The following is a 13,278-nucleotide window of genomic DNA, read 5'->3' on the forward strand; positions in this document are numbered from 1 at the left end:
TAGGACATTGCGTACCACGCAAGAACCCACAGCATCAAAAACGGACCCACCGTCACCGCAAGCTCAAAGGAGCTGCGCGACATGTTCGGCTCGCGATACTTGGCAAGTGTTTTAACCCAGTCCCGGGCCGGCTTGATTTCGGTCTGGGGGCGCGACGTCTTAGCGGTATCTAACATGTGCCTGCTTTTTTTTGTGCTTCGGTAAGCTGCTTATAGCATCGATTTATTATCTAAAAGCGAATTGGCCCGACCGCGTCAATTCATGATTGTATTTGTATCTTTTGTCCGCGCCGCAAATCTTTCATTTTTCATAGAAAAAGGGCCCCGCCGTTGCCAGCGGGACCCCTTTAAATTCTTAAGTCCGGGTGGACTTATTCGTCGCCCTTGAGGGCTGCGCCGAGGATATCGCCGAGCGATGCACCGGAGTCGGAGGAACCATACTGTTCGACGGCCTCTTTCTCTTCTGCGATTTCGCGGGCTTTGATCGACAGACCCAGACGACGGGACTTGTTGTCCACGTTGGTGACGCGCACGTCGACCTTGTCGCCCACGCCGAAACGCTCTGGGCGCTGCTCGGCACGGTCACGCGACAGATCCGAGCGGCGAATGAAGGACGTCATGCCTTCGTACGCAACTTCGATGCCGCCTTCTTCGATCTTGGTCACTTCGACAGTGATGATCGAACCGCGCTTCACGCCGCCAACGGCTTCGGCAAAGGGGTCGCCATCCGCTGCTTTGATCGAGAGCGAGATACGCTCTTTCTCAACGTCGACTTCGGACACAACTGCGTTGACCATGTCGCCCTTGCGGTAGTCACCGATGACGTCTTCGCCACGGCCTTCCCACGTAAGGTCGGACAGGTGAACCATGCCGTCGATGTCGCCGGGCAGGCCAACGAACAGACCGAATTCGGTGATGTTCTTGACTTCGCCTTCGACCTGCGTGCCCTCGGGGTGTGTTTCAGCGAACACTTCCCATGGGTTGCGCATTGTCTGCTTGAGACCAAGCGAGACGCGACGCTTCGCGCTGTCGATTTCCAGCACCATGACTTCGACCTCTTGCGAGGTGGAGACGATCTTGCCGGGGTGGACGTTTTTCTTGGTCCAGGACATTTCGGAAACGTGCACGAGACCTTCGACACCGGGCTCCAGCTCCACGAATGCACCGTAGTCGGTGATGTTCGTGACGCGGCCAGTGTGGTTGGATTCCAGCGGGTACTTGGCTTCCACCAGGTTCCATGGGTCCTCTTGCAGCTGCTTCATGCCAAGGCTGATGCGGTGCGTATCTTTGTTGATCTTGATGACTTGCACCTTGATCGTCTCACCGATGGAGAGCACTTCACGTGGATCGTTCACGCGGCGCCATGCCATGTCGGTGACGTGCAGCAGGCCGTCAACGCCGCCAAGATCGACAAATGCGCCGTACTCGGTGATGTTTTTGACGACACCGTCAACCGCTTGACCTTCGGCCAAGTTGCCGATGACTTCTGCGCGCTGTTCGGCACGGGATTCTTCAAGGATTGCACGACGCGAAACAACGATGTTGCCACGACGACGGTCCATCTTGAGGATTTGGAACGGCTGCTTGAGACCCATCAATGGGCCAGCATCACGCACGGGGCGCACGTCAACCTGCGAGCCGGGCAAGAATGCCACTGCACCGCCAAGATCAACCGTGAAGCCGCCTTTGACACGACCGAAGATTGCACCTTCGACACGCTCTTCGGCGCCGTAGGCTTTCTCCAGACGGTCCCAAGCTTCTTCGCGGCGCGCCATTTCGCGGGACAGAACTGCCTCGCCACGAGCGTTTTCCACGGTGCGCAAGTACACTTCCACTTCGTCGCCAACAGCGACTTCGGGTGCTTCACCGGGGTTTGCGAATTCTTTGAGGTCGACGCGACCTTCCATTTTGTAGCCCACGTCGATGATGGCTTGGCCCGCTTCAACTGCGATAACCTTGCCTTTGACAACAGAACCCTCTTGGGGTGTGTCAATTTCGAAGCTTTCGTTAAGGAGGGCTTCGAATTCCTCCATCATTGCATTAGTGGCCATGTGGCTCTCGGTTCCTATTCATCTGGGTTTACTGGCCGTGCGGTTGTCTCCGCCGGTCTTTGAGGTTGGTCTTGGCACCCTATGCTCATGACGCCGTTAAGATTTGACATCAGGGTGCAACGATAAATGGGCCAGAAAACTCCTGACCCAAAGACCCTCGCCGTATAGCGGCGCAGGGGATCAGGCGCAAGAGGTCCCTCACCCGCCTTTTTAGGCGGCGGATCGTGGCCTATTCAGCCTGTGGCGCGTCGTCCAAAACGTCGTCCAAAACAAGGGCGGTAAAATGCGCGCCACGGTGTTCAAAGCTATCGTATTGGTCAAAACTGGCGGCTGCGGGCGCAAGCAGCACGACCTCACCGGGCTGGGCCTCGGCACTGGCACGTGCGACCGCCGTGTCCATGTCCCCGCAGATATCCTGCGGCACATCCCCTAGCTGCAACGCAAACGCCGCCGCCTCGCGCCCGATGACATAGGCTTTGACGACATTGCCCAGATGCGGCTTGAGAACATCAAGCCCGCCTTCCTTTTGCAGCCCACCACAAATCCAACGCACTTTTGGAAAAGCGGCCAGCGCTTGGGCGGCTGCATCGGCGTTGGTGGCCTTGCTGTCATTCACAAAGGTCACACCGTCACGCTGCGCAATCACCTGCGAACGGTGCGGCAAGCCCGGATAGCTGTTCAGCCCTTTTTCAACATCGCGAGGGCCAAGCCCCAGCGCACGCGCCGCCGCATAGGCCGCGCAGGCATTTTGATGGTTATGTGCACCGGGCAGGCCCGCGATCTTGCGCAGATCAATTGACGCGACCTGTCGGCCCTTGCGCATCTCGCTCAGGAACCCTTTGCGCGCCGTGACCGTCCAGCCTGGACCGCCCAGTTTCTGAGTGTTTGAGATTCGGATCACACGGTCATCAGCGGCCCCTTCGGCCAGCTGCCCCGCCAGAAACAGACCCTCGGCCTCATCCACGCCGATGACGGCCCGATCCGGCCCCCCTTCGGCGAACAAACGGCGCTTGGCGGCAAAATACCCACCCATTCCATAGTGGCGATCAAGATGATCCGGCGACAGGTTGGTAAAGACCGCCACATCCGGCGTCAAAGAGCGCGCAAGCTCGGTTTGATAGCTCGACAGCTCCAGCACAATGACCGCGCCGTCTTCTGGCGGGTCCAAATCCAACACGCCTCGGCCAATATTGCCTGCCAATTCGGCTGGGCGCCCGGCTTCGGTCAGGATGTGATGGAGCAGCGCTGATGTGGTGGATTTTCCGTTCGAACCCGTGATTGCGACGACACGGGGGGGCTGTTCCATCTCGCTCCAGGTGCCCTGCCCGAGGGACCGAAAGAAAAGGCCGATGTCATTGTCCACCGGCACGCCTGCGCGCAACGCATTCGCAATCGCCGGATGCGGCGCAGGATAAAGATGCGGAATACCCGGTGACGTGACCAACCAAGTGACAGCGTCCAACGCACCCTGCTTGGACAGATCTCGCAGGGCGAACCCTTCGGCCTCTGCCGCCGCGCGCGCGGCCTCGCCATCGTCCCACGCGATGACCCCAGCCCCGCCTGCCCGCAACGCGCGCGCCGCCGACAGCCCCGAGCGGCCAAGGCCCAGAACCGCAACCGTTTCGCCCACAAAACCAGTGACCGGGATCATGCGCGCGCACCTTGGGATGTGATGAAACTCATATCATGGGACCTTCTTGGTATGGACGTAAGTTGACCCGCGAGAGGCATCGTTTCAAGCCGGTCGGACGTGCCGCTGTTATCGGATTTTCAGCGTCGCCAAACCGATCAGGGCAAGGATCAGCGAGATAATCCAAAACCGGATCACAACCTGCGGCTCGGCCCAGCCCTTTTTCTCAAAATGGTGGTGGATCGGGGCCATCAGGAACACGCGCTTACCCGTGCGCTTAAAATAGAGGACTTGGATGATGACCGACAGAGCCTCAATCACAAAGAGGCCGCCGATAACCGCCCAAACCAGTTCATGTTTGGTGATGACCGCGATGGTCCCCAACGCACCACCCAAGGCGAGCGACCCTGTGTCACCCATAAACACGGCGGCCGGTGGGGCGTTATACCACAAAAAGCCCAGCCCTCCGCCGATCAACCCAGCGGCAAAGATCAGCAACTCACCGGTGCCCGGCACGTAGTGCACATCAAGATATGACGTGAAATCGACCCGCCCAACCGCATATGCAATCACACCCAGTGTACCAGCCGCGATCATAACGGGCATGATGGCCAGACCGTCCAAACCGTCCGTCAAGTTCACCGCATTCGCGGAGCCGACGATCACGATCATCACGAACGGAACAAAAAACCAGCCGAGGTTGAGCAGCACATCTTTAAATACAGGCACAGCCAAATATCCCGACAGCGTTTCAGGGTGCAGCATCATCGCACTGACCGCGGCGACTGCGGCAATCGTAAACCCGAGCGCAAGCCGGATTTTGCCGGAAACGCCCTTGGTGTTGCCTGCCGAAACCTTGGCATAATCATCCACGAAACCAATCGCACCAAACGCCATCGTCACCAGCAGAGTGATCCAGACATACGCATTGTCCAACCGCGCCCACATCAGCGTCGATAGGCACACCGCACCCAAAATCAGAACACCGCCCATAGTCGGAGTGCCCGCTTTGGCAAAGTGGCTTTCGGGGCCGTCATCGCGGATCGGTTGGCCGTTGGATTGGCGACGGCGCAGCAGATTGATCAAAGGCCGCCCAAACAAGAACCCAAAGATGAGCGCCGTAAAGAACGCGCCACCTGCCCGGAAGGTAATATAGCGAAACAGGTTGAAGACGTCTCCGCCGTCGGAAAACTCAGTCAACCAGAATAACATCGCGTCTACCTCTTTGAATTCGTCCCTTCGGAGTGACCCAATTCCGCGATGGCGTCAACAAGAAGGGCCATATTCATGGACAATGAACCCTTTACCAACACGATATCGTGGGGGCCAACGATATGATGGGCCTGCCCTGCCAGCGTGGCCGCATCTGGTGTGTGTTGTCCCTTTTGATCGCCCGGCAACTCCGCATGGAGCGCGCCCATCAATGGGCCGACGCAATGCACGGTGTCGATTGCATCCATCGCTGGGTGGCGGGCCAAATCGGCATGCATCGCAGTTTCGGTCGGGCCAAGCTCTTTCATATCGCCAAGGATCGCAATGAGCCGCCCACCCGGCCCCGGCGTACTGGCCGCCAAAAGCGCAAGGCCCGCACCGACCGAGGCCGGATTGGCATTGTAGGCGTCATCAATCAGGTCGATGCCTAGCTCCGGATGCGCCGGATCGAGCGACACAAATATCCGTGCCCCGCGCCCCGCTGGCGGGGTCCACGACCCAAGCGCGAGGGTGCATTGTGCCAAATCCGCACCCGCAGCGTGACAGGCCGCCAAAACGCTTAGCGCATTGGTGCCGAAATGCACGCCCTGCGCCGCCAATTTGAAAAGCACTTTTCCCTCAGGCGTTTGTGCGACGCAGTTAATGCCAGCGGCACTCGCTGTCAGGGCGGTGATCCGCCAATCGCACCCGTCGCTTTGACCAAAGGACACAGCATCAGGGCCTGCGATGTGCGCCAAGATCGGGCTGACCTCTAGATCCGCATTATAGATCGCGACCCCGCCCTCAATCAGGCCACTAAAGATCGCGGCTTTTTCACGGGCAATCCCCGGCACGCCGTCGTCAAATGCCTCAAGGTGCACCGGACCAACGGTCGTCACGACCGCCACATGTGGGCGGGCCAGCGCAGATAAAGGCGCAATTTCGCCAGGGTGGTTCATGCCGATCTCGATCACGGCGTAGTCGGCATCGCGCGGCATCCGCGCCAGCGTCAATGGCACGCCCCAATGATTGTTATAGCTTTTCTCGGCCGCATGAACCTTGGCCTGCGGGCGCAGCGCATGGGTCATCATGTCCTTGGTCGATGTTTTACCAACCGAGCCCGTGATTGCGATGACCTTGGCCGATGTGCGTGCCCGCGCGGCACGGGCCAAATCCTCAAGCGCCGCTTGCACATCCGCTACCACTAAAAGGGGCGCATCGTCGTCGACGCCTTCTGGCACGCGGGACACCAAGGCCGCCCCGGCACCTTTGCCCAATGCGTCGACCACAAAATCATGTCCGTCCCTCGCCGCCTTAAGCGCAATGAACAAATCCCCCGGCTCTAGCGTGCGGGTGTCGATTGACAGGCCGGACACGGCCCAATCGCCGCGCGCCTCACCACCGGTTGCAGTGGCTGCATCTTGGGCGGTCCAAAGCGTCATGCAAGCCCCCCATCAAGCGCGGCCACCGCCACGCTTGCTTGTTCCACATCATCAAACGGCAATACGTCGTCGCCAACGATTTGTCCGGTTTCGTGCCCCTTGCCCGCGATCAACAGCGCGTCACCGGGGCCAAGCGCATCTACGCCGCGCAAGATCGCCTCGGCCCTGTCCGCGACCTCGGTCGCTTCGGGCGCACCCTGCATCACAGCCGCGCGGATCACCGCAGGATCTTCGGAGCGGGGGTTATCATCGGTCACAAAAACCACATCCGCATGACCTGCTGCCGCTGCCCCCATCAAGGGCCGCTTGCCGGTGTCGCGGTCGCCGCCCGCACCCACAATCGCCACAATACGTCCCATCACGTGGGGCCGCAGGGCGCACAGCGCGGTTTCCACCGCATCAGGGGTATGGGCGTAATCCACAAACACCGCGGCACCGTTTTCACGCACCGCCGCCTTTTGCATCCGACCACGGACTGTGCCCAATTTGGGCAGGGCCGCAAAGACCTCGGCGGCGGGTTCACCACCCGCAATTACCAAGGCCGCAGCCATCAACGCATTCGCCGCTTGGAACCCGCCAATCAAATTGAGCCGCACCTGATGCGAGGCGCCCTGCCATTCAAACAGCACCTCTTGCCCAGTGGCATCAAACCGCTGCGCGCGCAGACGCAGGCGCGCATCCGCCCCCTGCCCGACGCCCAGAATTTCTTGGCCACGTGCCTCAACCTGCGGCACAAGTGTGGCCACCTTTGGATCGTCAAGATTTAGAACAGCAACGGCATTTTCTGGCAGAACCCGCATGAACAACGCTGCTTTGGCCGCGAAATACGCGTCAAATGTGCCGTGGTAATCCAGATGATCTTGGGTGAAATTCGTAAATCCCGCCGCGGCCAGATGCACCGCATCCATGCGCCGCTGGTCCAGACCGTGGCTTGATGCCTCCATCGCGGCGTGGGTCACACCTGCGCGGGCCATGTCGGACAACACCCGGTGCAGCGTAATCGGTTCGGGCGTGGTGTGCACGCCGGGTGCAGAAAACGCCCCCTCAACCCCGGTGGTTCCAATGTTGGCCGCTGGCAGGCCTAAAGCCTCCCACAACTGGCGGGTAAAACTGGCGACCGAGGTTTTGCCGTTGGTGCCGGTGATAGCCACCATGGTTTCGGGCTGACCACCAAAAAACAGAGCAGCCGCCCCGGCGAGCACGCCGCGTGGGTCCTCGGCAATCACAACGGCGGGGGTGTGTTCCGCGATTTCCTCGGCGGCAATTTGAGCGCCCTCAGCGTCCGTCAAAACGGCCACTGCCCCCATCCGCAAAGCGTATTGGATGAACGTCGCACCATGCACCCTGCTACCGGGCAATGCCGCGAACAGATGCCCCGGTTTGACACCTCGGCTGTCCACTGAAATCCCGGTGATCATGGGGGCCGCGCCGCCGCGTGCCTGCATCCCTAAATCCGAGAGCCTCTTGCCCTTGTCGTGTGCCACAAGCCGCCCCTTGTCGTGCGTTCAGTTCGCCGCCACTGGTAGCGCGAAAGCCCTGGAGGGTTCAATATCTGGCCGCAGCCCCAGCAAAGGTGCCACGCGCGAGATGATGGCCGCAGCCACCGGCACAGCCGTCCAGCCCGCGGTGCGGCGCGGCTCGGGTCCTGTGCGGTCCTCTGGTTCATCCAGCGTGACAACCAGAACATATTTCGGGTCCAACGCGGGAAAGACCGATGCGAAGTTCGTGATCACTTTGTCTTCGTAGTAGCCACCACGTGGGTTGGGTTTGTCCGCAGTCCCGGTTTTGCCACCCACTGTGTAAAGCGGCATACGCGCCATGGACGCCGTCCCTTTTTCACTGACAACTACGTCGCGCAGCATTTCGCGTGTCGCGGCAGAAACTTCCTCCGAGATCAGACGCTCTCCGTTTTGGGGGCCGTCTTGGCGCAGGAGCGTCGGCTTGATCAGCGTACCGCCATTCAGCGTGCTGGCGTAAGCCGCCGCAAGGTGCAGCGGCGATGCAGACAATCCGTGGCCATAGCTGATCGTCATCGTGTTCACCGTCCGCCACGGACTGGGCAGCAACGGCCGACCAGTAGCAGACTCGATCAGTTCGAAATCAGTCGGCTCAAAAAAGCCCAAGCGCCGGAGAAAATCTTGCTGACGCTCAGGCCCAATCTCCATCGCGATCCGGGCGGTGCCGATGTTTGACGATTTGACGATGATGTCCGACACCGACAACTCATTCCCGTAGTTGCGATAATCGCGAATACGGAACCCACCGACCCGGATGGGGCCCTTGATGTCGATAATTGTCTCGGGCGCAACCATGCCCAGCTCCATGGCTTGGGCAACGGGAAAAATCTTGAAGGTCGAGCCAAGCTCATAAACGCCCTGCACCGCGCGATTGAACGTCGGATCAAGAGAGGGATCTGCGCCCTGCACCGGACCGGGCCGCGCGTTGGGATCAAAATCCGGCAAGCTTGCGATTGAGATCACTTCGCCAGTGTGAATGTCCATCAAAATGGCCGATGCGCCCTTGGCATTAAGCAAGCGCATACCACCATCAAGGACTTCTTCGACGGTATGTTGGATGGTCAGGTCGAGGGATAATTCAAGCGGCTTGCCCTCATTGATCGGGTCCCGAAGGTAGGCGTCAAACGACTTTTCGATGCCTGCACGACCCACAACTTCAGCCGCGCGCACACCTTCACGGCCGTAACCTGCGCCGCCCAAAACATGCGCGGCCAAGCGCCCGTTGGGGTACAAACGCATCTCACGCGGGCCAAACAACAGGCCCGGCTCGCCCAGATCATGCACCGCTTGTTGCTGTTCGGGCGAAATATTGCGCTTGATCCACAAAAACTTGCGATTGCCGCTAAAGCGCTTTTGCAGGTCTTCGACATCGAGGTCTGGAAAAATCCGCCCAAGCCCTTCGGCTGCGGCAACCGGATCGATCATGTGATGCGGCTGAGCATAGAGCGCATTGGTGATCAGATTGGTGGCCAGCACCCGACCGCTGCGGTCCACGATATCTGCGCGCGCCGCAGTGATCGAGGCACCGGAATTATCGGCGATGCGCGGCTCTTCGGCCTCGGTCGAGGCAATAGCCCCCATTCGCACCGCGACCACCAAAAAGCCTATGAAAAACGCCATTCCCACCACGAACAGCCGCGTTTCGGCACGGGCGCGTAGGGTGTCGCGCATGCTTTCGTGCCGAGACCGGATGTTTTCACGTTCAATCGTATCGGGGTTTTGGCCCCGGTCCCGAGCACGCAAGATCCGCGCGAGGGGCCGCAAAGGCGTGCGTCGCTCAAACGGTTCAGCCTCAGGCGTTTGCCCATGGATGTCTCCGGTTTCGCGGCGATCGTCGGTCATGGAAACTGCTCGGGCTGTGTCACGGGTTTTTCGGGCGCGATCAAGCGGTGATCGGCGTCATGCAACCGCTCAAGGCCCGCGCGCGCAGCACTCGGCCCCGAGGAATTCGCCATCAGCGTTTCGGCGGGTGGAATGACCGGCGGAAAAGCCACCTGTGCAACAGTCCCGAACTGATCGGCGGACAGCGGCATCAGTTCCAACCGCTCAAAATTCATCTCGGCCAATTCGCGCAGACGATCGGGGCGGTTCAGATAGGCCCATTCGGCCCGCAAAACGGCCAACCTCTCATGGGCCTTGCCGATGTCACGCTGAAGCTGTTGAACCTCGCGGGCTGTCTGACGGGTCTCATAGCCTTGGTGGTAGGCCCAATAGGCCAGCCCCACCACGCCTAGGATCGACAGTATATAGAACAACCCGCGCATTCCCTAGAGCCCCTGTGTTTCAGTGATTTTCGGCAGAGCCATTTTGGAAACATCCAGCGGCCCAGATACTTTTTCGGTGCGCTTTGCGACCCGCAACCGGGCGGAGCGAGCCCGCGGGTTGCGCGCGATTTCATCTTCACGCGGCGCGATAGCCTTGCGCGGGGTCAAAATAAACTCAGCCTCGCGTGCAGCCGTTTCGGGCGCGTAGCGACTGCCACCACCACCCGTATCAGAGCGTGCGGTAAAGAAGCGTTTGACCACACGATCCTCAAGCGAGTGAAAGGTCACCACAGCCAATTGGCCACCGGGCTTTAGCACACCCTCAGCCGCGGCCAAGCCACGGATCAGCTCGCCGAATTCGTCGTTCACGGCGATGCGAAGTGCTTGGAAGCTGCGGGTCGCTGGGTGGCTTTGTCCGGGCTTGCTGCGCGGCAGGCATTTTTCAATAGTTTCTGCGAGTTGCGCGGTGGTCTTAAACGGGCGATCCCGCACCAAGGCGCGCGCGATGCGGCGCGCTGCTCGTTCCTCGCCGTAGTGATGCAGGATGTCAGCCAGATGCCCTTCATCGCTTTGGTCGATCAACTCCGCAGCCGTGATCCCATCCCGACCCATGCGCATATCCAACGGACCGCTGCGCATAAAGGAAAAGCCACGCTCAGCCATGTCCAACTGCATAGAAGACACACCAAGGTCCAGCACAACACCGTCAACGGGTGCGCTGACTTCATCCATCTTGGAAAACACGGTCTCAACCATCTTAAGGCGATCACCATACTCGGCCGCCCATGACTGCGCCATTTCAAACACCATCGGGTCGCGGTCCAAACCGATGACCTGATCTGCCCCTGCTTCAAGCAGGCGGCGCGTATAGCCCCCCGCCCCAAAGGTGCCGTCAATCCAAACACCAGACACGGGCGCCGTCGCCTCGATCAGCGCATCGATCAGGACGGGGATATGGGGATCGGCAGTGGCCATGGATTACTCAGATGCGGGAGGAAGAGGAGGAAGCAGCGACGCGGGATCAAATGTATCAGGCTGCGCCAAAAGCCAAGCGTCCAAATCGTTTTGGGCGGGGGCGTCGGCCTCGGGGCGCATGATTTCAAATGTATCGCCAGCTGCGTTAAAGGCGGCGCTGTCGGTGATCTCAACCCGGTCGCGCAGCTCTTTGGGCAGGGTAAGACGGCCACTGTCATCCACGGTCGTGTGGTAGGTCATCTTGTAGTACAAAGTGTTGAGCCTGCGCCGATCCTCGGACCCACGAGGCAGCAGGTCGATCTGTTTCCAGATTTCTAGCATTGCGGAGGCAGAATAAGCGGTCAGGTGCTTGGCGCGGGGATCACCCCAGAAAAGGTAAACGCTGGGCTGCTTTCCCTCGGACCATTCGGGATCAAGTGTCTCTAGCACACGGCGATAGGGCGCAGGCACGGAAACCCGCCCCTTTGCGTCCACCTTATTGGTGGATGTCCCTGTGAACCGCCGGATCACTGTCCTCGCGTGCCCCTCAATTAAATGTCTCGACCACAATGGCCTCTAATGAAAACGGCGGATCGAGCTGCTGCCACTGCCCGATCCGCCGTCACTGTCCCGTCTCCGGGTCTGACCTATGCGCTGCCACCTGGGGGGATGTCTGCTCGCTGCGCGCGGGTCTCCATTTCAGAGCGTATGGGAGTTGCCTGTATGAACCTGCCTTTTGGTCTTTGGTCCTGCGATCTGCGCCGCGTTCTTGGCCCTGCTCTGCCCATATGGTGTGCCATGGAAGACTATGCCAAATCAAGGTTTTTTATGCCAATTCTTGCCACAAAGACACACCGGCATCGAGCGGATCGCCCATGTGGGTGCGTCAATCGATTGAACCGCGATATGTTGTGTCCAGATGGACTCACACGCCTGAGGTTTTTTCGCCGAATTTCTGCGCGCGTCCGTGGCACGCCTGCACCGCCGCCCAAAAAAGCAAAAAGCGGCAGGGTTCCCCCCCGCCGCTTTTGACGTTTGATTCGGATGATCGAGTGGCTCAGGCCATGCCGCCATCAATGAGCCGCTTGGCCAGAACGCCGAAGGCATCGGCCACTGGCCCCTCGCCTGCCGCGATTGGCGTGCCACCATCGCCCGCGATCCGCGTATCCAGATCAAGCGGTAGCGCGCCCAGATATGGCAGGCCCAATCGCTCCGCCTCAGAGGCGACGCCGCCTTGTCCAAACGGATGGCTTTCACCACCGCAGTGCGGGCACGTGAACGTCGACATGTTTTCGATCAAGCCCAGCACCGGCGTTTTGAGCGTGGCAAACATGTCCAGCGCCTTGCGCGCATCCAAAAGCGCCACGTCCTGTGGGGTTGAGACGACCACGGCCCCCGTCAACTCCGTCTTGGTGCAGAGCGTCAGCTGGACGTCGCCCGTGCCGGGTGGCAGGTCGACCAACAACACGTCCAATTCACCCCATTCGACCTGCCCCAACATTTGCTGCAAGGCCCCCATCAACATCGGCCCACGCCAAACCACGGCCTTGTCTTCGGCCAACATCAGGCCGATCGACATCATGGTCACGCCGTGCGCCTTGAGCGGAATGATGGTTTTGCCGTCCGGAGATGAGGGGCGTTTGTTCACCCCCATCATGCGAGGCTGCGAGGGGCCGTAAATATCAGCGTCCAACAAGCCGACTTTGCGCCCTTGCCGCGCCAGCGCCACCGCCAGGTTAGACGACACAGTGGATTTACCGACACCACCCTTGCCCGAGCCGATGGCCAAAATACGCGCCACCCCTTTGACCCTTTGGCCGTCCTCTTGGGGTTTAGCGTGCCCTCCGATTTTCAGACTTGGCGGTGATTTCGCCTTGGCGCCCATTCCACCGGGTGCCGGCGCCGTCAGGCTGACCTGTACAGTGCCCGCACCGGGCAGGCGTGCCACGGCGGCCTCGGCGGCTTTGCGCAGCGGCTCCATCATTTTGGCGACCTCAGCCGTGGGGGCCTCGATCACAAAACGCACATCTCCCCCCGCAATCCCCAGAGCGCGGATCATATCGCGGCTGATCAGGGTGCCACCGTCCGGAAGCGTGATGGCCTCAAGGGCGCGGTGGATGTCTTCTTTGGTGAGTGGCATTGCAGGCTCCGGTAACTGGCGTGCGCCTTAGGTGGGCGCGTGAAACGAAAAGACAATATGTTCGGCGGATATAGCGCAGGGTTCAGCACG

General features: G+C 60.1%; 10 protein-coding genes. All 10 read right to left on the reverse strand.

The features are described from left to right. Nucleotides 1-370 precede the first annotated feature (370 nt). The 10 genes from rpsA to AC4GMC_RS07925 all read right to left on the reverse strand — a co-directional run bounded on the left by rpsA (nt 371) and on the right by AC4GMC_RS07925 (nt 13,188). Nucleotides 371-2,050, reverse strand: a complete 1,680-nt coding sequence (rpsA, locus tag AC4GMC_RS07880) for a 30S ribosomal protein S1 (protein WP_487878996.1) — start codon at nt 2,048-2,050, stop codon at nt 371-373. Nucleotides 2,051-2,279: 229 nt separating this feature from the next. Next, entirely contained in the window at nt 2,280-3,701 is a 1,422-nt protein-coding gene (gene murD / locus AC4GMC_RS07885; RefSeq protein ID WP_487878399.1) for a UDP-N-acetylmuramoyl-L-alanine--D-glutamate ligase, read from the reverse strand. A 108-nt stretch (nt 3,702-3,809) separates the two neighbouring features. After that, on the reverse strand, nt 3,810-4,892 hold the full coding sequence (gene mraY / locus AC4GMC_RS07890) for a phospho-N-acetylmuramoyl-pentapeptide-transferase (RefSeq protein WP_487878400.1): 1,083 nt from the start codon (nt 4,890-4,892) through the stop codon (nt 3,810-3,812). Nucleotides 4,893-4,897: 5 nt separating this feature from the next. Next, nucleotides 4,898-6,313 carry a UDP-N-acetylmuramoyl-tripeptide--D-alanyl-D-alanine ligase gene (locus AC4GMC_RS07895; protein ID WP_487878401.1) on the reverse strand — a complete coding sequence of 472 codons (1,416 nt, stop codon included), beginning with the start codon at nt 6,311-6,313 and terminating at the stop codon, nt 4,898-4,900. Beyond that, nucleotides 6,310-7,758 (reverse strand): UDP-N-acetylmuramoyl-L-alanyl-D-glutamate--2,6-diaminopimelate ligase, encoded by a 1,449-nt coding sequence (locus tag AC4GMC_RS07900; protein WP_487879000.1) that lies wholly within the window; start codon nt 7,756-7,758, stop codon nt 6,310-6,312. The genes AC4GMC_RS07895 and AC4GMC_RS07900 overlap by 4 nt, the downstream gene beginning before the upstream one ends. Before the next feature lie 60 nt (nt 7,759-7,818). Further along, the gene (locus AC4GMC_RS07905; RefSeq protein ID WP_487877543.1) at nt 7,819-9,672 is read right to left on the reverse strand and encodes a peptidoglycan D,D-transpeptidase FtsI family protein; all 1,854 of its coding nucleotides are present in this window, start codon (nt 9,670-9,672) and stop codon (nt 7,819-7,821) included. Then, complete coding sequence (gene ftsL / locus AC4GMC_RS07910; RefSeq protein WP_487877544.1) at nt 9,669-10,094, reverse strand: cell division protein FtsL; 426 nt, start codon at nt 10,092-10,094, stop codon at nt 9,669-9,671. The genes AC4GMC_RS07905 and ftsL overlap by 4 nt, the downstream gene beginning before the upstream one ends. Before the next feature lie 3 nt (nt 10,095-10,097). Continuing rightward, the gene (gene rsmH / locus AC4GMC_RS07915) at nt 10,098-11,069 is read right to left on the reverse strand and encodes a 16S rRNA (cytosine(1402)-N(4))-methyltransferase RsmH (RefSeq protein WP_487877545.1); all 972 of its coding nucleotides are present in this window, start codon (nt 11,067-11,069) and stop codon (nt 10,098-10,100) included. Nucleotides 11,070-11,072: 3 nt separating this feature from the next. Then, nucleotides 11,073-11,579 (reverse strand): division/cell wall cluster transcriptional repressor MraZ, encoded by a 507-nt coding sequence (locus AC4GMC_RS07920; RefSeq protein ID WP_487884388.1) that lies wholly within the window; start codon nt 11,577-11,579, stop codon nt 11,073-11,075. Between the two features lie 526 nt (nt 11,580-12,105). Further along, nucleotides 12,106-13,188 carry an Mrp/NBP35 family ATP-binding protein gene (locus tag AC4GMC_RS07925; protein ID WP_487877546.1) on the reverse strand — a complete coding sequence of 361 codons (1,083 nt, stop codon included), beginning with the start codon at nt 13,186-13,188 and terminating at the stop codon, nt 12,106-12,108. Nucleotides 13,189-13,278 lie beyond the last annotated feature (90 nt).

The organism is Thalassobacter sp. (assembly GCF_982993085.1).